General features: G+C 72.5%; 15 protein-coding genes. 8 read left to right on the top strand and 7 right to left on the bottom strand.

The window, feature by feature from the left end:
* The coding region (locus ACQKQD_RS30145) for a S8 family serine peptidase (RefSeq protein WP_427510439.1) at nucleotides 1-2474 on the bottom strand (2474 nt) is incomplete at its 3' end.
* 379 nt (nucleotides 2475-2853) lie between these two features.
* Between ACQKQD_RS30145 and ACQKQD_RS30150 the strand changes: the two genes are divergently transcribed.
* Nucleotides 2854-3909, top strand: coding sequence for a helix-turn-helix domain-containing protein (locus tag ACQKQD_RS30150; protein WP_427510440.1), 1056 nt, complete (start codon nucleotides 2854-2856; stop codon nucleotides 3907-3909).
* A 1-nt stretch (nucleotide 3910) separates the two neighbouring features.
* Nucleotides 3911-5098 carry a transporter substrate-binding domain-containing protein gene (locus ACQKQD_RS30155; protein WP_427510441.1) on the top strand — a complete coding sequence of 396 codons (1188 nt, stop codon included), beginning with the start codon at nucleotides 3911-3913 and terminating at the stop codon, nucleotides 5096-5098.
* A 13-nt stretch (nucleotides 5099-5111) separates the two neighbouring features.
* On the opposite strand, the gene ACQKQD_RS30160 is transcribed toward ACQKQD_RS30155, so the two are convergent.
* From ACQKQD_RS30160 to ACQKQD_RS30185, 6 genes are all read right to left on the bottom strand, one after another.
* The gene (locus tag ACQKQD_RS30160) at nucleotides 5112-6485 is read right to left on the bottom strand and encodes an LLM class flavin-dependent oxidoreductase (RefSeq protein WP_427510442.1); all 1374 of its coding nucleotides are present in this window, start codon (nucleotides 6483-6485) and stop codon (nucleotides 5112-5114) included.
* The gene (locus tag ACQKQD_RS30165; protein ID WP_427510443.1) at nucleotides 6485-7723 is read right to left on the bottom strand and encodes an SfnB family sulfur acquisition oxidoreductase; all 1239 of its coding nucleotides are present in this window, start codon (nucleotides 7721-7723) and stop codon (nucleotides 6485-6487) included. The genes ACQKQD_RS30160 and ACQKQD_RS30165 overlap by 1 nt, the downstream gene beginning before the upstream one ends.
* Nucleotides 7724-7733: 10 nt before the next feature.
* Complete coding sequence (locus ACQKQD_RS30170; RefSeq protein WP_427510444.1) at nucleotides 7734-8981, bottom strand: SfnB family sulfur acquisition oxidoreductase; 1248 nt, start codon at nucleotides 8979-8981, stop codon at nucleotides 7734-7736.
* Between the two features lie 207 nt (nucleotides 8982-9188).
* Nucleotides 9189-9842 carry a methionine ABC transporter permease gene (locus ACQKQD_RS30175; protein WP_020096012.1) on the bottom strand — a complete coding sequence of 218 codons (654 nt, stop codon included), beginning with the start codon at nucleotides 9840-9842 and terminating at the stop codon, nucleotides 9189-9191.
* 78 nt (nucleotides 9843-9920) lie between these two features.
* On the bottom strand, nucleotides 9921-11087 hold the full coding sequence (locus tag ACQKQD_RS30180) for an ATP-binding cassette domain-containing protein (protein WP_132369236.1): 1167 nt from the start codon (nucleotides 11085-11087) through the stop codon (nucleotides 9921-9923).
* Nucleotides 11087-11914 (bottom strand): MetQ/NlpA family ABC transporter substrate-binding protein, encoded by an 828-nt coding sequence (locus ACQKQD_RS30185; RefSeq protein ID WP_427510445.1) that lies wholly within the window; start codon nucleotides 11912-11914, stop codon nucleotides 11087-11089. The genes ACQKQD_RS30180 and ACQKQD_RS30185 overlap by 1 nt, the downstream gene beginning before the upstream one ends.
* A gap of 498 nt (nucleotides 11915-12412) precedes the next feature.
* Here ACQKQD_RS30185 and ACQKQD_RS30190 point away from each other — a divergent pair, with 498 nt between their 5' ends.
* The 6 genes from ACQKQD_RS30190 to ACQKQD_RS30215 all read left to right on the top strand — a co-directional run bounded on the left by ACQKQD_RS30190 (nucleotide 12413) and on the right by ACQKQD_RS30215 (nucleotide 18773).
* Nucleotides 12413-12655, top strand: a complete 243-nt coding sequence (locus ACQKQD_RS30190) for a hypothetical protein (RefSeq protein ID WP_427510446.1) — start codon at nucleotides 12413-12415, stop codon at nucleotides 12653-12655.
* 334 nt (nucleotides 12656-12989) lie between these two features.
* Complete coding sequence (locus ACQKQD_RS30195) at nucleotides 12990-14213, top strand: metallophosphoesterase family protein (RefSeq protein WP_427510447.1); 1224 nt, start codon at nucleotides 12990-12992, stop codon at nucleotides 14211-14213.
* Between the two features lie 67 nt (nucleotides 14214-14280).
* Nucleotides 14281-15549, top strand: coding sequence for an arsenic transporter (locus tag ACQKQD_RS30200; RefSeq protein WP_427510449.1), 1269 nt, complete (start codon nucleotides 14281-14283; stop codon nucleotides 15547-15549).
* A 31-nt stretch (nucleotides 15550-15580) separates the two neighbouring features.
* On the top strand, nucleotides 15581-16501 hold the full coding sequence (locus ACQKQD_RS30205) for a DMT family transporter (RefSeq protein ID WP_427510450.1): 921 nt from the start codon (nucleotides 15581-15583) through the stop codon (nucleotides 16499-16501).
* Between the two features lie 12 nt (nucleotides 16502-16513).
* On the top strand, nucleotides 16514-17911 hold the full coding sequence (locus ACQKQD_RS30210; protein ID WP_091928591.1) for a TAXI family TRAP transporter solute-binding subunit: 1398 nt from the start codon (nucleotides 16514-16516) through the stop codon (nucleotides 17909-17911).
* Between the two features lies 1 nt (nucleotide 17912).
* A complete protein-coding gene (locus ACQKQD_RS30215; RefSeq protein WP_427510451.1) occupies nucleotides 17913-18773 on the top strand; it encodes a CHASE3 domain-containing protein in 861 nt (286 codons plus the stop codon).
* Nucleotides 18774-18829 lie beyond the last annotated feature (56 nt).

The raw sequence follows: 18829 nt of genomic DNA on the forward strand, positions 1-18829 counted from the left end.
CCGTTGCCCAGGACGGCGGAGGCCGGGCCGGCGAGGTCGGTGAGCGTGAGGGCGGTGCCGCCGAGGTCGAGGGCGCCGGTGTTGGTCAGGCCGGTGAGCCCGGCGAGCGGGCCGGTGATCTGCACGAGGCCGGTGTTGGTGAGCGTGCCGTTGAACTGCCCGGACAGGCGGGCGACGCCGGTGTTGGTCAGGTCGGCGGTGAGGGTACCGTCGCTGGCGACGAGGCCGGCGTTGCTGAGGCCGCCGGAGGCGGTGAGGCTGGCGCTCTGGGCGACGGCGACGAGGCCGGCATTGGCGAGGGGGCCGGCGAGGCTGTAGCTGCCGCCGCCCGTGACGGCGAGCGTCGCGCCGGCGGCGTTGGCGAAGGGGCCGGTGCCGGCCACGGATCCGGCGACGGCGAGCAGGCCGGCATTGTTGGCGATGGCGCCGTCGATGCGGCCAGCGCTGGCGAGCACGGTGCCGGCATTGGTCAGGCCGCCGCTGATCGTGCCGCTGGTGGCGAGGAGGCCGGTGTTGGCGACGCCGCCGCCGATGGCGCCGCTGTTGCTCAGGATGCCGCTGCTGATGACGCCACCGCCGATGGCGCCGGTGTTGAGGGCGGTGCCGGTGTTGCTTAGTCCGCCCGCGAGGGTGCCGGCGTTGACCAGGCTGCCGCTGTTGGCCGCGCCGCCGCCGATGGTGCCGGTGTTGAGGGCCGTGCCGGTGTTGGTCAGGCCGCCCGCGACGGTGCCGCTGTTGGACAGCGTGCCGCTGTTGGCCACGCCGCCGGCGATCACGCCGCTGCTGAGCGCCGTGCCGGCATTGGTCGCACCTCCAGAGATGGTGCCGGTGTTGATCAGGAGGCCGGCATTGCTGACGCTGCCCTGGGTCCAGCCGGCATTGAGATAGGTGCCCGCACTCTGGACGGAGACCGGTGAGGTCAGGCTGCCGCTGGCGGACAGGAACAGGGTGCCGCCGGCGACGGTGGTCGGTCCGGCATAGGTGTTGGTGCCGGCGAGTTCGAGGGTGCCGAGCCCGACCTTGGTCAGGCCGCCGACGCCGGAGATGGCGTTGGCGAAGCGGCCGTAATAGGCCTGTCCGTTGTAAGTGGTGTTGACCGTCCAGTCGGAGGTGAACTGGCCCGGGCCGTCGATGGCCTTGCCGAGGTTGAGCAGGCCCCAGCCGAAGGTGGCGTTCGGGGCGTTGGCCGGACCGTCACCGAGATGGGTGGCGGTGGTGAACATGGTCTGGGCGATCTGCGGCGCCGTCAGGAACGGGAACGCCTGACGCAGGACAGCGGCGGCACCCGCTACGTGCGGCGCGGCCATCGACGTACCGCTGATCGAGTAATAGCCGGCCGTCATCTGATCGGCTGGGGCCATATTTAGCGGCCAAGTAGAATAAATATTTGTCCCAGGCGCAGAAATGCACCAAGCTGCTGCGGCTCCGCACAAGTTGCTCGACCAATTTGGCCTATTGTATTCATCAACATTTACAACGGCGACGATATATCCCGAAACATCGGAGAAATCGACCTGTTTTTGCTCGATACCATTGATATCGTACAAGCGATAAACGCCGGAATTGGCATTCTCTGGACGGATGTAGGGAATTAAAGATGCACTTGAAGCGTTTGCCCAATTGTATAGGTTTCCGCTGACGTGATTGTTCCCTGCTGCGAAAATAGATAACACATCTCTGCTCGAAGCTTCCTTTAATGCTTGGTGCTCCGCGCTCATAGCTTCGTAGCTGTACTTCTGATATAAATTTGAGTCTTTAAAAGAGTACCCATAGCTGCCGTTTATGATGCGGGCGCCGTTCTGTGCTGCATATTCGATTGCAGCTGCGGTGTCTCCGCCCAGCTGCATCCTCGGCCGATTGTATGTTTGACTGTCATCAGTTCCAACGATAGCGCGCAAGGCAAGAATTCTGCTCTCGAAGGCGACGCCCATCATGCCCGCGGGATCGCCGTCGCGTGCTGCGGCGATGGTTCCGGCGACGTGGGTACCATGGCCGTCTCTGTCCACGACGGAGGGCATAGTGAATGGAGTAGGCGTTTGCGGATACCACTCGTAGAAATCGGCTGAGGCAGGCGAGATTCGCGAACCGCCTGGATTCGTCAAATTCCTGAATTCCGGATGTGTCGCATCTATACCGGTGTCGATGACGGCGACTAAAACCCCAAGCCCGGTGAACCCGCGAGCATACGCAGTCGAGGCGTTGATCGCCCCGAGGCCCCAGTCATTCCAGTACTCGCGTGTTTCAAAATCCTGCTTGGTCAGTCCCAGTGTCGAGGGCGAGCGCGCCGGCACGGTCTGCGCCGCCACAGGTCCCAGAGCCAGCGCGAGCGTCGCGAGCGAGCTGCCGACCAGCAATCCGAGCCGTACGGGGCCGCGACGCCGGGTTCCGACGCCCGCGCCCCGGCTCGGATCACAGGATCCGGTCACGCGCTCTACGTCGCTATACTGTTGGACCACTGGACTGACCCCCGTCATGCCTGCCGCAAGCTTTGCACGGGGATTAGAAAATGCGGCTTTAACGGACTATCACATCGCGGCCACACCCGGCGCCGCGCGCGACGTCCTGAAACGGGGATCCCCCTTTCTGGGACGGATGGAACCACACCGCCGGCTCGCGGGTCACGTTGATCGGACGTTGCACCGGGGGCGGTCCGGTCGGGCGGCGCCCGCGTCGAATCGCACTTCGCCCCGGCAAACGACAGTGTACAGCCGCCCGGGTCGGCGGGAGACAGGAAGACTGTCCGGGTGGGCGCGGCTAACGTGCGGGACGACCGGACCGCGTTGCCACGCGTCACCTTGGGGCAGGCCCTCGTTCTTCATCGGTCGCGCGAACAGCAGGTGTCAGGCTCTACGTATGTCTTCCGAGGAGAGAAACCAGGACCCGGACGCGGCGCCGGCCGGGGGCGAGGCTCCGGGCGGCGAGGTCGCCTGCCTGCGGTTCGAGCCGCCCGGGGATCCCGCGGCGCTGGGGCGGGCGTGGCAGGACCATCTCGCGCCCATCTTCGACGTGAGCTTCCGCCCGGAGACCGACCTGACCGTCCCGATCGCGATGCGCAGCTACCATCTCGGCGACCTGCTGGTCGGCGACGTGGTGGCGCCGGCCCACACCCTCGTGCGGACGCGGGAGATGATCGGCCAGCAGGGCCTCGACCACATCCTGCTGCAATTCTACCGGCGGGGGCAGAGCCGCGTGGAGACCGATCAGGGCACCGGCCCCGTGAACGAGGTGCAGTGCATCGTCTTCGACCTCGCCCAGCCCGTGCGCATCGTGGCGGGCGCGGTCGACGCCACGAACGTCGTGATCCCCCGCGCCCTGCTGGAGAAGCAGGGCTGCCACCCCGACGCCCTGCACGGGCGCCCCCTCGACCACGACGGCGACCCGTTCGGGCGGCTGGTCCATAATTTCGTCGCCAACGTCGTCGCCTGCGGCGACCTCCTCGACCGCCGCGAGGCCCTGGCGGCCTCGGCGGCGATCACCCAGCTCTGCGCCAGCTGGCTGCGCGGGCAGGAGGAGGGGCGCCCCTCCCAGCACCAGGACATCCGGATCCGGGTCCGCCGCCTCGTCGAGGCGGAACTCGGCAACCCGAAGCTGACGCCCGCCCTGATCGCGACCCGGCTCGGCCTGTCGCGCTCGACCCTGTACCGGCTGTTCGCCCCCAACGGCATCGTGGCGTATATCCGCGACCGCCGCCTCATGGCGGCGATGCGGATGCTCGTGCGCGACGATGCCCCCAGACCCCTGCGCATCTCGCAGGTCGCCTTCGCGGTCGGCTTCTCGGACGAGCGGACCTTCCGGCGGGCGTTCAAGCGCCGGTTCGGCTTCATCCCGAGCGACGCGTCCCAGCGCTTGGAGACCGGCCCCGAACCCGCGCCCGGCGCCGTCCTGCGCAACTGGATCGAGAGCCTCTGACGTGCCGCGCCGGTCCGCCGGCCGGCGGCGCGCCGGCGCCGCGGGCGTCCTGTCCCTCTGCCTGTGCCTCTCCCTGTGCTGCGCGGCCGCCGCGCCGCTCGCCCCGGGCCCCGTCCAGGCCGAAACCCGGGAGGCGGCGCCCGCCCTCCGCACCGGCGAGCCCGAGACGTGGCGGGTCGCGACGCATCCAGTGCCGCCCCTGGTCATGGACGAGGACGGCCGGCTGCGCGGGTTCAGCATCGATCTCTGGAACGCCCTCGCGCGGGATCTCGGCGTCCGGACGGCGTACGTGCGCGTCGACGACCTGCCGGCGCTGTTCGCGGCGGCCTCGGACGGGCGCGCGGACCTCGCCATCGCGGCGGTGTCGATCACCGCGGAGCGCGAGCGGCGTTTCGACTTCTCCGTCACGATGCTGGAGACCGGCCTGCGCATCGCCGTCCGGGCGGAGCCGGACGCGACCGGCTCGGCCACCGCGCGGGCTCTCCGGGCGCTCCTGAGCGACGCCGCCTTCCTGCAGGTCCTGCTGGGGCTCGCCGCCCTGATCCTGGCGGTGGCGGCCCTGGTCTGGTGGCTCGAGCGGCGCCACCCCGGCGGCATGGCGGCGCGCTCGGGACCGGCGCGCGGCTTCGCCCACGTCGTCTGGTGGGCCCTGAGCAGCCTCGCCGCCCAGGCGGAGGAGATGCCGCGCAGCCCGCTGGCGCGGGCCGTCACGGTGCTCTGGCTGTTCACCTGCATCGCCCTGGTGGCGTGGTTCACCGCGGGCCTGACCAGCACGGCGACCGTGGAGCGCCTGCGCGGCGCGATCAACGGCCCGCAGGACCTGCCGGGCAAGCGGGTGGGCACGGTCGCCAACACCACCTCGGTCGCCTACCTGGCGGACCATTTCGCCACGCCGGTGGGCTTCGCGACCCTGGAGGAGGCCTGCGCGGCGCTGCAGGCCGGCACGGTCGCGGCAGTGGTCTACGATGCCCCCGCGCTCAGCTACTACGCGACCCGGCCCGGCCACGAGGCCCTGCGCCTGGTCGGCACCGCGTTCAACCGGCAATCCTACGGCATCCTGTTCCCGGCCAACGACCCCCGGCGCAAGCGCGTCAACCAGGCCCTGCTGGGCCTGCGCGAGGACGGCCGCTACGACGAGATCTACGGTCGCTGGTTCGGCTCCGAGAGCGGCGAGTCCCAGGGGCGCTGATCAAGGTCGCTGATCAGGGCCGCCGAGGCGCGCCGCGATAGGCCTCGGCCGGGTGGCGCGCGGGCAGCCGGTCCCCCTGGCCGAACAGCTTCGCCCGCAGCGAGCCCTCGGCGTAGGCGGTCTTGTAGAGGCCGCGATCCTGCAGTTCCGGGATCACGAGGTCGATGAAGTCCGAGAAACTCTCCGGCACGACGATCCGGCTGAGGTTGAACCCGTCGACCTCGCCCTCCGTGATCCAGGCCTGGAGTTCGTCGGCGATCGTCACGGCGTCGCCGGTGAGGACCGCGTAGCGGCCGCCGAGCTGCAATTCGGCGAGGAGGTCGCGCTTCGTCAGCCCGCGCCTGGCCGCCGCCGCGGTGGCCGACTGGATGGCGTTGCCCGGCGCGTAGGGGATCGGCTCGTCGAGGCCGTAGCGGGCGAAGTCGATCCCCGTGGAGGCGGAGAAATGCGCGAGGCCCGCCTCCGGGCTCGCGTAGGACAGGTACTCGTCCCGCTTGGCCTCGGCCTCCGCCCTGGTCCGCCCGGGGATCACCGCGAGGCCGACGAACACCTTCACGTCGTCGGGTTCCCGGCCGGCCGCGACCGCCTCGGCCCGGATGGCGCGGACGGATTCGCGGGCGGCGGCCGGGTCGCGGGCCGAGATGAACACGCACTCGGCGTGGCGGCCCGCGAAGGCGCGGCCGCGGCCCGAGGCGCCGGCCTGGTAGAGCACCGGCGTGCGCTGGCGCGACGGCTCCGACAGGTGGTAGCCCTCGACCGCGAAGAACTCGCCCCGGTGGACGACCTTGCGGATATGGGCGGGATCGCTGAACACCCGGCCCGCCCGGTCGCGGCGCACGGCCGCGTCGTCCCAGCTGCCCTCCCAGAGCCGGTAGAGCACCTCCAGATACTCGTCGGCGTAGTCGTAGCGCCGGTCGTGCGCCGGCAACGCGCCGCCGCTCTGGGCGCGGTGGGCGCTGTCGAGGTAGCCGGTGACGACGTTCCAGCCGATCCGGCCGCCCGTCAGGTGGTCGAGGGTCGAGAGGCGCCGGGCGAAGGTGTAGGGCGCCTCCTGGTGGACGTTGATCGTCACCCCGAAGCCGAGATGCTCGGTCACCGCCGCCATGGCGGAGATCATCACGGTCGGGTCGTTGACCGGGAGCTGCACGGCCTCCCGGGCGGTCACGTCGATGCCGCCGCCGTAGACGTCGTAGACGCCGATGATGTCGGCGATGAACAGGCCGTCGAACAGGCCGCGCTCCAGGAGCCTCGCCTGCTCGGTCCAGTAGGACAGCGTGTTGTAATCGGCCGAGCGGTCGCGCGGGTGAGTCCAGAGCCCGTGGTTGATGTGGCCCGCGCAGGTCATGTTGAAGGCGTTCAGCAGGATCTGCTTCGTCGCGGCGGCCATCAGAGCGCTCCGTGCCGGGGCGGCTGCCGGCCGTCGAGGTGGTAGGCGCCGATCCAGTGGTACTTCCAGCGCACCGGATCGTGCAGGGTGTGGGTGCGGACGTTGCGCCAGTAACGGTCGAGCGCCTCGGCCCGGTCGGTGGCGGAGGTGCCGCCGAGTTCGAGGAGCTTGTTGGCGGCGAGCAGCCCGGCCCGGTGGCTCGCCGCCCGGGCCTCCGCCACCGCCACGGAGGCCGCCGCGACGCTGTCGGCGTCGGGGGCTTCCTGCGCGGCGTCGACGAAGCGGCCGGCCCGCGCCAGCAGGGCGTCGGCCGCCGCGAGGCGCACCTGGACGTCGCCCAGCGCGTGGAGGGTCAGGGGATCCTCGCTCGCCCGCGCGACCCCGGAATCGATCCACGGCCGGGCGCGGTCGCGCACGAAGGGCAGCGTCGCCGCGAAGGCGCCCGCGCCGATGCCGAGATCGATCCCGGCGTGCAGGATCTGCGCGAAGGGGCCGAGGGCGGTGGGCCGCTCCAGCGAGGCCTGGAACGGCACCACCCAGTCGGGCTCCACGGCGACGCGGTCGAACAGGACCGAGCCCGAGCCGGTGAGCCGCTGCCCGAACCCGTCCCAGTCGTCGACCAGGGTCACGCCCGGCGCGTCCCGGGGGACGAAGACGAGGTAGGCGACCGCCCGGCCGTCCTCCTCGGCATTGGCCAAGGTGGGGATGCGGTGGGCGTAGAGCGAGCCGGTGCAGTAGTCTTTGCGGCCCTCGACAGTCCAGCCGGCCGGGTCGCGCACGAGGCGGGGGCGGCGGGTGTGGTCGCGCGCGCCGGTCTCGGCGAGCGCGTTGCCGAAGCGCTCGCCCGCCAGGACGCGGCCGTAGAGGGCGCGCTTCTGGGCCTCGGTGCCGCCGTTGCGGAGCACCTCCAGGGCGTAGAAATGGTTCTGCGGGATCTGGCCGAGGGAGCCGTCAGCCGCGGCGATCCGGGCGATCACCTGGGCGACCGTGGCGCTGTCGAGGCCGGGGCCGCCGTATTCCCTCGGCACCGTGATCGCCCAGAGGCCGGATTCGGTGAAGCGCGCGATCTCGGCGACCGGCAGGCGGCGCTCCAGGTCGCGCTCGGCGGCGGCCTCGGCGAAGGCCTCCGCCAGCCGCTCGGCGACGGCGAGCGCCGCGGCGGCGTCCGGAAGGACCGGCACCGGGCGCGGCGGCGCGGGTGCCTGCGTGAAGGCGGTCTCGTGGGGCTGGAGCGGCATCGCCCGGTCCTCAGTTCCACTGGTGCCGGGCGGGCAGCACGCCGTTCAGGGCGTGGTTCCCGAGGAGATGGTACTTCCACCGCACGGGGTCGTGCAGGGTGTGGACCCGGGCGTCGCGCCAGTACCGGCCGAGATTGTACCCGTCGCGGGTCGCCGAGGCGCCGGCGAGCTCGAGCAGCCGCTCGGAGGCCTCCAGGGCCGCCTCGGTGGTGAGGATCTTGGCCTGCGCCACCGCCACCGAAGCCTCGGCCGCGCTCTCAGCGGTGACGGGGGCCGCGGCGATCCGGTCGAGCGCCCGTCCGGCCCGGGCCAGGACCTCCTCGGCGGCGTGCAGGTCGACGGTGAGCCGCCCGACCTCGCCGAGGATGTGGGGATCCTCCGCGACGGTCTCGGCGGTGAAGGGATAGGGCCGGGTCCGGGTGCGCAGGAAGTCGAGGGCGGCGGCGGCCGCGCCCCGGGCGAGCCCGGCGTCGATCGCCGCGTGGATCAGCTGCGAGACCGGCCCGAACAGGCCCGGGCGCCCGGCGAGGGGCGCGAGGTCGATCGTCAGCTCCGCCTCGACCGGGGCCTGCGCGAAGATCACGCTGCCGCTCGCCGTGGTGCGCTGGCCGAAGCCCTGCCAGTCGTCCACCACCCGCACGCCGGGGGCGTCCCGGCGCACGAAGACCAGGAGCGGCCCGCCGTCGGGGCCGACCGCGCGCGTCGGGATCCAGTGGGCGAAGAGCGCGCCCGTGGAGTAGAAGCGCGTGCCGCTGAGCCGCGGGCCCTCCGGCCCGGCGGTCAGCCGCGTGTCCACGCCGGTGATCGCCTTGCCGTTGCGGGCGGGGCCGGCATTGCCGATCCGGTGGCCGGCGAGCACGTCCCGGTAGATCCGCGCCTGCTGGGCGGGGCTGGCGGCGGCCGCGACCAGCGCCAGGACGCCGAACTGGTTCTGGGGGATCTGCGCCGCCGAGCCGTCGGCGGCGGCGAGGATCGCGAAGACCTCCGCGAGCGTCGCGTGCGAGACCCCGGCGCCGCCGTGTTCGCGCGGCACCGTGATGCCGCCGAGCCCGCTCTCCGTGAAGGCCGCGATCTCCGCCCAGGGCAGGCGCCGGTCGCGGTCGCGCTCGGCCGCGCCCGCCGCGAAGATCCGGGCCACGGCCCGCGCGGCCGCGATCGCCTCGGCGTCCGAGCGGATCCGGTGCGGCGGCGCCGGCGGCGGCGGCGGCAGCCGATCTTCGACCGGGTCGGTGACGGGATCGTCCAGGTGCAGGCTCATACGGTTTCCGGTTGACCGCTCGGGTTGGGACGTCCCGCCGTCATCGCGAGCGCTGCGAAGCGCCCCGGGGCCGCGCGCGGTCGGAAGACGCGGCGCTGCCTGGATCGCTTCGCTCCGCGCGCGCGGACGGCGATGTCGAGGTCGTCGACCGGGGACGATCCATGGCTGCAGGCTCCCGGTCGGATCGCCCAGATCGGACGGTTTCGCTCAGCGGGCCCGGAGCCGCCGCACCGCGGTGTCGCCCGCGAACTGGACCGCGCACACGAGGGCGATCAGGATCGCGATCACCACCACCATCACGGTGGTGTCGAAGCGCTGGTAGCCGTACCGGATGGCGACGTCCCCGAGCCCGCCCGCGCCCACCGCGCCGGCCATCGCGGAGGCGCCGATCATCGCCACCACCGTGATGGTGAAGCCGGCCACGATGCCCGGCAGCGCCTCGGGCAGGAGCACGTGGGCGAGGATGTGCCGGCGCCGGCAGCCGATGGACTGGGCGGCCTCGATCAGGCCCGCATCCACCTCCCGCAGCGAGACCTCGGCGATCCGGGCGAAGAACGGGGTCGCGCTCACCGAGAGCGGCACGATCGCCGCCCAGACGCCGATCGTGGTGCCGGCCACCAGCCGGGTGAACGGGATCAGCGCCACCAGCAGCACGATGAAGGGCACGGCCCGGAAGCCGTTGACCACGGTCCCGACCACCCGGTGGGCCGTCGGCGCCGCGAAGATGCCGCCGGGCCCGGAGGTGACGAGGAACAGCGCCAGGGGAATGCCGGCGACCACGGCGATCCCGGCCGAGACTCCGACCATGAGCGCGGTGTCGAGGAAGGCCTGCCAGAGGCGTTCGATCATCTGCGGCGACATGGCGGGCCTCCGGGTTCGGGGTGCAGGGGCGGCGGTGCAGCGGTCGGGGTATCGGGGGAGGAGCGGTCCCGCATCGTCTCACCCCTCCGCCGGGTCGGCGGGGACGTAGCCGACCCGCTCCACGTCGCCGCCGAGCGTCCGCAGCCGCGCCTCCGCGCCCGGATCCTCGGCCGGGACGGCCACCAGCATCCGGCCGACCGCGTGGCCCTGGATCCGCTCGATGCCCGCCTGGAGCAGGCGCACCGGCGCCCCGGCCCCCGCGAGGCCCGAGAGGTCGGGCGCGGCCCGGCCCGAGCAGGTGATCCGCAGGATCGCCCAGCCGCCCGGCGCGGGCCGCGGCTGCAGCCGGGCCGCCAGATCCGGCGGCAGGCCGCGGGTCAGGGGTTCGAGCAGCGCCCGGGTGGTCGGGTGCTCGGGCGCCCCGAACACGCGCCAGACCGGCCCGGTCTCGACGACCCGGCCGCCCTCCAGGACCACCACGTCGCTGCAGATCTCGCGGATCACGCTCATCTCGTGGGTGATCAGGATGATGGTGATCCCGAGCCGCCGGTTGATGTCGCGCAGCAGGTCGAGGATCGCCAGCGTCGTCTCCGGGTCGAGGGCGGAGGTCGCCTCGTCGCAGAGCAGGATCTCCGGATCGCTCACGAGCGCCCGGGCGATGCCGACCCGCTGCTTCTGGCCCCCGGAGAGCCGCGACGGGTAGGTGTCGGCCTTGTCCTCCAGGCCGACGAGGCGCAGGGCCTCCGCGACCCGCGGGCCGATCGCGTGCCGCGGGACGCCCGCGACCGTGAGCGGCAGCGCCACGTTCTGCCGGACGGTCTTGGCCGCCAGCAGGTTGAAGTGCTGGAAGATCATGCCGATGCGCCGGCGCAGGGCGACGAGCCCGTCGGTGTCGAGGGCGTCGATCGGGGCGCCGTCGACCAGGACCCGGCCCGAACTCGGCGCCTCCAGCCGGTTGACCGTGCGCAGGAGGCTCGACTTGCCCGCCCCCGAGCGGCCGATGATGCCGAAGATCGCCCCGGCGGGGATCGCGAGGTCCACCCGGTCGAGCGCCTGCACCGGTCCGGCGGCCGAGCGGTAGGTCTTCGAGACGGACTCGAACCGCACCGTTCCGGTCTCCCGGCCGGCCTCGCTGCCGGGCGCGGCGGCCGGGGCCCGGGCGGCGGTCGCGGCGCCCGGGCCCGTCCGCCCGGCCGCGGCCGGCGTGCCCGGATCGCGCAGGCTGTCGAAGATCAGGCCGACCATCAGTTCTGCCAAGCCAGCAGGTACAGCTTGTCGCTGTTGGCGAAGGACTTGCGGATCTGCTGTTTCACGGCCTCCGAGTTCTGGAAGAGCGTCACGAATTTCCGGATCACGGGGTCCTCCTTGCGGGCGGCCTTGGTGACGAAGCTCACGGCGAAGCGCCGGTCCTCGATACCGGAATAGATCAATCCGCTGGTCGGGTCGAAACTGCCGGCCGCCACGATGAAGTGCGGGTAGCCCAGGGCGAGGTCGACGTCGCCGGTGATCCGCGCGAGCTGCGGCCCCTCGACCTCGGTGAACCGCAGCGTCTTCGGGTTCTCGACGATGTCGTCGAGGGTGCCGAGGAAGCCGACACCGTCCTTCAGCGTGATCAGCCCGGCCTTCTGGAGGAGCAGCAGGCCGCGGCCCTGGTTCACCGGGTCGTTGGCGATCGCCACCGTGCCGCCCGCCGGGATCTGGTCGAAGCTCTTATGCTTCAGGGAGTACAGGCCGATATTGGACAGGATCCCGAGCCCGACGATGTCGAACGCGTAGCCCTTCTGCTTGGCGGCGTTCTCCATGAAGGGGCGGTGCTGGAAGAAGTTCACGTCGATGTCGCCGGCGTCGAGGGCGACGTTGGGCGTCGTCCAGTCGCTGAACTCGACCACCTTGACGTCGAGGCCCTCGGCCTTGGCCTCCCGGGCCGCGACCGTGACGGCGTCGCCGTAGGCCCCGGGCACGACGCCGACCCGGAGGGTCTCCGCCCCGGCCGGCACGGCCCCGAGGCTGAGCCCGGCCGGAAGGGCCCCGAGGCTGAGCGCCGCGACGGCGAGGAGACGCAGGAACTTCATCGGGCGGGAACTCTGATCGGGATGGACGGGGGCAAGTCCGGCTGCCGGGCCGCGATGGTTCGCTCCGCATCCGAAGGCATGCGGACACGATCCATCAAGTCGACAGGCGCCGTCTCACGTGGATGATTGTCTCGCGTCAGGTTTAGATCAGCGCGGCCCGCCCCGAAATTCCAAAGATCGTCGTTCGACGACACGAACGATCTCCCGATACCCCTGAACCGGAGAGGCGCATGCTGCGTCCCCGCGGGGCTCCTCTCCGGCCCCGCTCCGTCCCCGCGCGCGGTCCCGCGGGCGGTCCGGTCGCGGGGACCGGGCGCCGAATACAGGTCGGTCCGGCGGGGGGAGCGCCGGAACAAGCCTTGTCGGATCGGATTGAACCTGCGATTATCCAGTCATCGCAACGGCTTAGTGAAGATCATGCTCTTCCGCGAGCACTCCGCGAACGAAACCTTCTCCCCCATCCTCGATCCGGGGGATGAGCCTTCCCGGGTCGCGGAGATGCCCCGCCGCCCGGTCCCCGAGGCCTGGTCCGGCGTCGCCGCGCCGGTCCTCGCCCCGGGCGACGAGGTGGTCTTCGACCGGCTCGACCTCGCCGAGATCCTCGGGATCTGGCGCCATGCCCGCGGCCGGGTCGTGGGGCTCCACCGCCCGTGGGGCGCGGCCGCCACCGTGGACGTGCAGTTCGAGGGACACGAGACCCTGGAACGCTACCTGCCGGATCTGTTCCGGCGCGTGCACTGAGGCGCGCCGACAGGCCCGCCGGCCGGCGGAGTCATTGGCTGACCCCGGGCTGACCCCGGGCTGACCTTGGGCCGACATCGTCCGGATCTGTCGGCTGAGAGGACAGCGAGTGTCTGTTTTCACGACACTTCGCGGCGCAGGGCACGGATCGGGCCCGCGCTCACGAAAATGTAGGGCCCCACCGGCGCGCGTCTCCCCCCCGGGCCGGAACCCCGCCGGCTCCGAAACGTCGGGCCGGTCGCGACCACCGCGGCCGATCTCCCGGCCGGGGCGGACGGGCCTGTCCGGGGGGCACGATGGCTCAGGGAAACCACAGACGGCGCGCGGGCGCGCCATGACGGCGAGCCACGGCGTGTTCGCCTTCGCGCATATCGGCGACCTGCATCTCGAGCGGGGCTCCGACCCCCACGCCGCCGACCTGCGGGCGATGCTCGCCGAGGTGGCGGGGCTGCACCGACACGGTCTCCTCGACTTCGTCTACATCCCCGGCGACCTCGCCGAGGACGGGCGGGCGGAGCAGTACGCGGTCCTGCGCGAGGCCCTGGACCGGCACCCGGACCTGCCGGTGCGCCTGATCGCCGGCGACCACGACCGCCAGCACGGCACGATGGCGGATTTCGACGCCCTGTTCGCCGCGGTCGCGGGCAGCCCGCGCGGCGGCGGCCACGCGGCGCGGCGCCACGACCTGCCGCGCCCGCGCGACCCCGTCTCCGTGACGCACTACTACTTCGCCGAGACCTGGGCGGGCGTGCGCTGCCTGTTCCTCGACATGGTCAGCCCCGGCTACGGCCAGAAGGGCTTCGGCCTCGATTTCCGCCTCGGCCCCCACCAGCTCGCGTGGCTCGGCGAGGAGCTGGCCCGGGCCGAGCGGGAGGGCCAGCCCTGCGCGGTCTTCGCCCACACCTACCCGGACGACCTCTGCGTGCCCGACGAGCGGGCGGCGCTCGCCGGCCTGATCCGCCACTACGGCGTCCGCCTCGTCGAGATGGGCCACACCCACTACAACGAGCTCGCCCCGGACGGGCGCACCCTCTACGCCGCGGCCCGCTCGGTCGGCCAGAACGAGGACGGCTCGGTCGGCTACGCGGTCGCGGCGATCGACGGGCCGGTCGCGAGCTGGCGGTTCAAGCCCCTCGACCGGGCGCTGCCCTTCGTGATGGTCACGAGCCCCGCCGACCGGCGCCTCGCCACGGCGCCCCTCGACGCCGCCGACGGCACGGTCTCGGTGCGCGCCCTCGTGCTGTCGGACCGGCCGCAGGACACGTGGCGCTGTCACCTGCGCGTCGATGGCGGCCCGGCCCACCCGATGGTGCCGGACGGCCCCCGGACGGTCCACGCCCGCATCCCCTGGCGGGACGGCGCGCGCCGCCTCGCCGTCACGGTCGCGGACGGCACCGGCCACACCGACACCGAGGTGATCGAGCCCGTGGACCGGAGCTTCGTGCCGCCGCCCGCGCACGAGCGGCCCGGCAGCGACGCGTTCCGCCTGCCGGCCTGGCCCGAGAAGGGGCTCCGGGGCGACCAGCTCGGGCCGAACCGCAACGGCCGGCACTGGTAGCCGGTCCCGCCCGAATCGCGGCACACCGCGCCGCACGATCCACCCCACCAGAGGACCACCGCAACCGATGGGCGCGCTGACGCTGACCCCCAACATCGCGACCTGGACGATCGCCGCCCTCGCGACCCTCGGCGTCATCCTGCGGCCGTTCGCGTGGCCGGAGGCGATCTGGGCCGTGCTCGGGGCCGGCGCCCTCGTGGCCCTCGGCCTGCTCGCCCCCGCCACCGCCTGGGACGGCGTGCTGAAGGGGACCGACGTCTACCTGTTCCTCGTCGGCATGATGCTGATGTCGGAGGTGGCCCGGAAGGAGGGCCTGTTCGACTGGCTCGCCTCGATCGCCGTGCGCGCCGCCAAGGGCTCGGCGACCCGGCTGTTCACCCTCGTGTACCTCGTCGGCACCGTCGTCACGGTGTTCCTGTCCAACGACGCCTGCGCGGTGGTGCTGACACCCGCCGTCTACGCGGCCACCAAGGCCGCCAAGGTGGAGAACCCCCTCCCCTACCTGTTCATCTGCGCCTTCATCGCCAACGCGGCGAGCTTCGTGCTGCCGATCTCGAACCCGGCCAACCTCGTGGTCTTCGCCGAGCACATGCCGCCGCTGGTGCGCTGGCTCGGCCTGTTCGCCCTGCCCTCGCTGCTGGCCATCGCGACGACCTACGCGGTGCTGCGGCTGACACAGGCGAAGACCCTGCGCGGGCAGGAGGTCGCCACCGACGTCGAGGCACAGCCGCTCTCCCGCACCGGCCTCGTGGCGGGGATCGGCATCGTGGCGACCGGCGGCGTGCTGATCGCGGCTTCCGCGCTCGGCCTCGATCTCGGCCTGCCGACCTTCGTGGCCGGGCTCGCCACCACGATCGTCGTGCTGCTGCTCAAGCGCGGCGGCCTCGTCGAGGTGGCCAAGGACGTGTCGTGGAGCGTGCTGCCGCTGGTGGCCGGGCTGTTCGTCCTGGTGGAGGCCCTGGAGAAGACCGGCGTCCTGGCGATGCTGGCGGACCTCCTCAAGGGCTACGCCCACGCCGCCCCGGAGGCCACCGCCTGGGGAGCGGGCGGCCTCGTCGCGGTGCTGTGCAACCTCGTCAACAACCTGCCGGCCGGGCTGATCGCGGGCGCCGCCGTCCAGACCGCCCACGTGCCCGAGAAGGTGGCGGGCGCGATCCTGATCGGCGTCGATCTCGGGCCGAACCTGTCGGTGACCGGTTCGCTCGCGACGATCCTCTGGCTCACCGCCATCCGCCGCGAGGGCCAGGATGTCGGCGCCTGGACCTTCCTCAAGCTCGGCCTGCTGGTGATGCCGCCGGCCCTCGCGCTGGCGCTCGCCGGCCTGCTCCTCGTCTGACCCTTCCCCGCAAACCCGAAGGTCCGCGCGCGTGACGGCTGCCCTCCTCTATCCCTTCATCCTGGTGGCGGGCGCGCTGCAGGCGATCGGCAACGCCATGAACGCGCAGCTGCGCGGCCGCATGGTCAATCCGTGGCTCGCCGCGACGGTGTCGTTCCTGCCGATCGTCTTCGTGTTCACGACCCTGTTCCTCACGATGCCGACGCCGCTGCCGAGCCTCGACTCCCTGGGCAAGATGCCCTGGTACGCGCCCCTCGGAGGCCTCGCCGGCGCGGTCGCGGTGTTCGGCGGGCTCGCCTTCATCGACAAGGTCGGCGCCGGGCCGTTCAACGGCCTGACGCTCACCGCCAACATCCTCACCTCCCTGGCGATGGACGCGCTCGGCCTGTTCGGCCTGCAGGCGGCGGGCTTCAAGCCGATGCCCTGGCTCGGCGGCCTGCTGATGGCGGTGGGCGTCACCTTCATCGCGCGCTCGGGCGGCAAGAGCGACGGCGGCGGCTCGGGGGTCGGCGGCAAGCTGCTCTACCCGTTCATCCTCGTGGCCGGCGCCCTGATGGCGATCGGCGTGGTCTGGAACGCGCAGCTCCGCGGGGCCCTGGAGAATCCCTGGCTCGCCGCGACGGTGTCGTTCGTGCCGGTCGTGTTCGTGTTCGCGCTGATGTTCCTGCTGCGGCCGTCGCCGCTGCCGGCCCGCGACGACGTCGCGGGCGTCCGCTGGTGGATGCCCCTCGCCGGCCTCACCGGGGCGGTCGCGGTCTTCGCCGGACTGCTCTTCGTCGACAAGGTCGGGGCCGGCGCCTTCAACGGCCTGCTCATCACCGCCAACCTCCTGACCTCGGTGGCGCTCGATCATTTCGGCTGGTTCGGCATGAAGCGGGTCAAGGCCGGCCCGCCGCGCCTGATCGGCGCCGCCCTGATGGTCGGCGGCATCGTGCTGATCTCGCTGTTCTGAGTGGCCGGGGCGATGTGGACCCTCCCCGCCTGGATCCTGCGCCGGGAGACCCTGCTCCTGGCCGGGGCCGCCCTCCTGGGCGCGGGCGGGGTCGCGGCGTGGTACCTGCTCCAGGCGACGGTGCTCACCATCGCGGTCGCTCCCCGGGACGGGACCGAGCCCGGCCTGATCAAGGCCTACGCGGACGCGCTCGAGGCCGCGCACGAGAATGTCCGGCTGAAGATCCTGTCCTTCGACGACGTGCGCGAGAGCGCCGCCGCCCTGCAGGACGGGCGCGCCGACCTCGCGGTGGTCCGCCCCGACGTGCTGCTGCCGACGAACGGCCTCACCCTGGCGATCCTGCGCGACCAAGCGATGGTCATCGCCTCGCCCGAGCAGGCCGGGATCACGAGCTTCCCGAAGCTCGCCGGCAAGCGGCTCGGCATCGCGGCGCACCGGGACGCCGATCTCTGGCTGCTCCGGAACCTCCTCGGCTATTACGGGCTCACCCTGGAGGAGGCCGCCGGCCCGGCCCGGGACTCGACGGTCCTGCTGGTCCCGGTCGACCAGGAGGCGGTGGCCGGCGCCTTCCGCGAGAGGCGGATCGACGCCTTCGTCAGCATCATCGCGCCCTCGGCGCCGAAGGCGCTGGCCCTGGTCTCGGCCGTGCAGGGCGTCGCCCGCGGCGGCAAGGTGGCGTTCGTCGCCGTGGAGGATGACGGCGCGGTGATCGAGCGCTTCCCGCGGCTCCAGGCGGTCACCGTCCCGGGCGGCCTGTTCGGCGGCCGCCCGAAGCTGCCGGCCGACGACGTGAAGACGGTGGGCGCCTCGTACCGGCTGATGGCCCGGGCCTCCCTGAGCCGGGTCGTGGCGGCCGACGTGACCCAGCAGCTCTTCGAGAAGCGCGGCGCCGCCGCCCTGGCGACGGACGCCGCCGAGTACGTCCAGGCCCCGGCCTACGACACGACCGTGGCGGCCACCAGCGCCCGCATCCCGATCCATCCGGGGGCGATCGACTATTACGAGCGCGACCAGCACGGCTTCATCGAGCGCTACGGCGACACGCTCTACCTCCTCGGCGCGCTGGTGGGCGGCCTCGTCTCGGTGCTGGCCTGGATCCGGCAGCGCCTCGCCAGCCTGCGCCGCGAGCGCATCGACGAGCTCCTGGACCGGCTCCTGGAGATCGCCGGGCAGGCCCGGGCGCTGCGCGACCCGGCGGCGATCGAGGCGCTCACCGTCGAGGTCGACGCGCTGGCCATGGACGTCGTCCGCTACGCCCGCGAGCGGGAGCCGGACACCCGCACCATGTCGGCGGCGTCCGTCGCGATCGACACGGCGCGGGCGACCATCGCGGATTGCCGGGCGCGGGCGGCCGAGGACGGCGCGCGGGCCGGGCGGCCCGTCCGGCTGCACGGCGCGGCCGGGGCCTGACATGTCCGTCCCAGCGCCCGCGCCCGCCACCGTGCCCGCCACCGCAACAGAATCGGACCGGAGCGACGCCGCGCCGGACGCCGCCTCGGTCAGGGCGCGTGTCGGCGCGCGCGTGGGGGCGCGGGTGCAGCGATCCCTGCGCTCGCGCACCGTGACCTGGATGACGGTGGGGTTCGCCACGATCCTGGTGATGACCGCCATCGCGCTCGGCGCCTTCGTGTACCAGCAGCGCGGCGTCGACGCCGTGCGCCACACCGTGGCGGTGGACGGGCGCCTCGCCCGGGTCCTGTCGGCGGTGCAGGACGCCGAGACCGGCCAGCGCGGCTACCTGCTCACCGGCGACGAGGCCTTCCTGCTGCCCTTCACCGAGGGGCGGCTGAACGTCGACCAGCAGCTCGATCTCCTGCGCGACCTCGTCCAGGACGATCCCGACCAGCGGGGTGACCTCGACACCCTGGCCGGGTTGATCCGCCGGAAGCTCGACGAGCTCGGCGCCAGCGTCGCCCTCATGCGCGCCGGCGACGGCGCGGCGGCCCGCGCTTCCGTGGCGGACGGGCGCGGCAAGCAGGTGATGGACGCGATCCGCGACCGGGTGCGCCGCATGGAGGCGCACGAGGCGCGGCGGATGGAGCGGCGGCAGGCGACGGTGTCGCGGATCGCCCTGGCCATCTGGGTCATGGTCGGGGCCCTGGCAGTGCTGTTCGTGCTGTTCGCCGTGTCGGCCCTGCGGGAGGCGACCCGGCGCAACCGGCTGTCGCGGTTCCTGCCGCAGGAGCTGGTCCTGCGGCTCGCCGACGGCGACGGGAGCCTGAAGGCCGGCCGCCGCCAGCAGGCCGCCATCGTGTTCGTCGACATGCTGTGAAGTGCATGTTCGGATGGCACTGCGGCGTGACGCGGGATTGGATCGGATTTCGTGGG

It is taken from the genome of Methylobacterium sp. NPDC080182 (assembly GCF_050281105.1).
In the GTDB taxonomy this organism is placed as follows: domain Bacteria; phylum Pseudomonadota; class Alphaproteobacteria; order Rhizobiales; family Beijerinckiaceae; genus Methylobacterium.

What these genes read in the sequence shown, in the direction of transcription:
- ACQKQD_RS30150 (WP_427510440.1), top strand. Translation starts at nt 2,854, where the DNA reads ATGTCTTCCGAGGAGAGAAACCAGGACCCGGACGCGGCGCCGGCCGGG.
- ACQKQD_RS30160 (WP_427510442.1), bottom strand. Translation starts at nt 6,485, where the DNA reads ATGGCCGCCGCGACGAAGCAGATCCTGCTGAACGCCTTCAACATGACC.
- ACQKQD_RS30165 (WP_427510443.1), bottom strand. Translation starts at nt 7,723, where the DNA reads ATGCCGCTCCAGCCCCACGAGACCGCCTTCACGCAGGCACCCGCGCCG.
- ACQKQD_RS30170 (WP_427510444.1), bottom strand. Translation starts at nt 8,981, where the DNA reads ATGAGCCTGCACCTGGACGATCCCGTCACCGACCCGGTCGAAGATCGG.
- ACQKQD_RS30175 (WP_020096012.1), bottom strand. Translation starts at nt 9,842, where the DNA reads ATGTCGCCGCAGATGATCGAACGCCTCTGGCAGGCCTTCCTCGACACC.
- ACQKQD_RS30180 (WP_132369236.1), bottom strand. Translation starts at nt 11,087, where the DNA reads ATGGTCGGCCTGATCTTCGACAGCCTGCGCGATCCGGGCACGCCGGCC.
- ACQKQD_RS30185 (WP_427510445.1), bottom strand. Translation starts at nt 11,914, where the DNA reads ATGAAGTTCCTGCGTCTCCTCGCCGTCGCGGCGCTCAGCCTCGGGGCC.
- ACQKQD_RS30190 (WP_427510446.1), top strand. Translation starts at nt 12,413, where the DNA reads ATGCCCCGCCGCCCGGTCCCCGAGGCCTGGTCCGGCGTCGCCGCGCCG.
- ACQKQD_RS30195 (WP_427510447.1), top strand. Translation starts at nt 12,990, where the DNA reads ATGACGGCGAGCCACGGCGTGTTCGCCTTCGCGCATATCGGCGACCTG.
- ACQKQD_RS30200 (WP_427510449.1), top strand. Translation starts at nt 14,281, where the DNA reads ATGGGCGCGCTGACGCTGACCCCCAACATCGCGACCTGGACGATCGCC.
- ACQKQD_RS30210 (WP_091928591.1), top strand. Translation starts at nt 16,514, where the DNA reads ATGTGGACCCTCCCCGCCTGGATCCTGCGCCGGGAGACCCTGCTCCTG.
- ACQKQD_RS30215 (WP_427510451.1), top strand. Translation starts at nt 17,913, where the DNA reads ATGTCCGTCCCAGCGCCCGCGCCCGCCACCGTGCCCGCCACCGCAACA.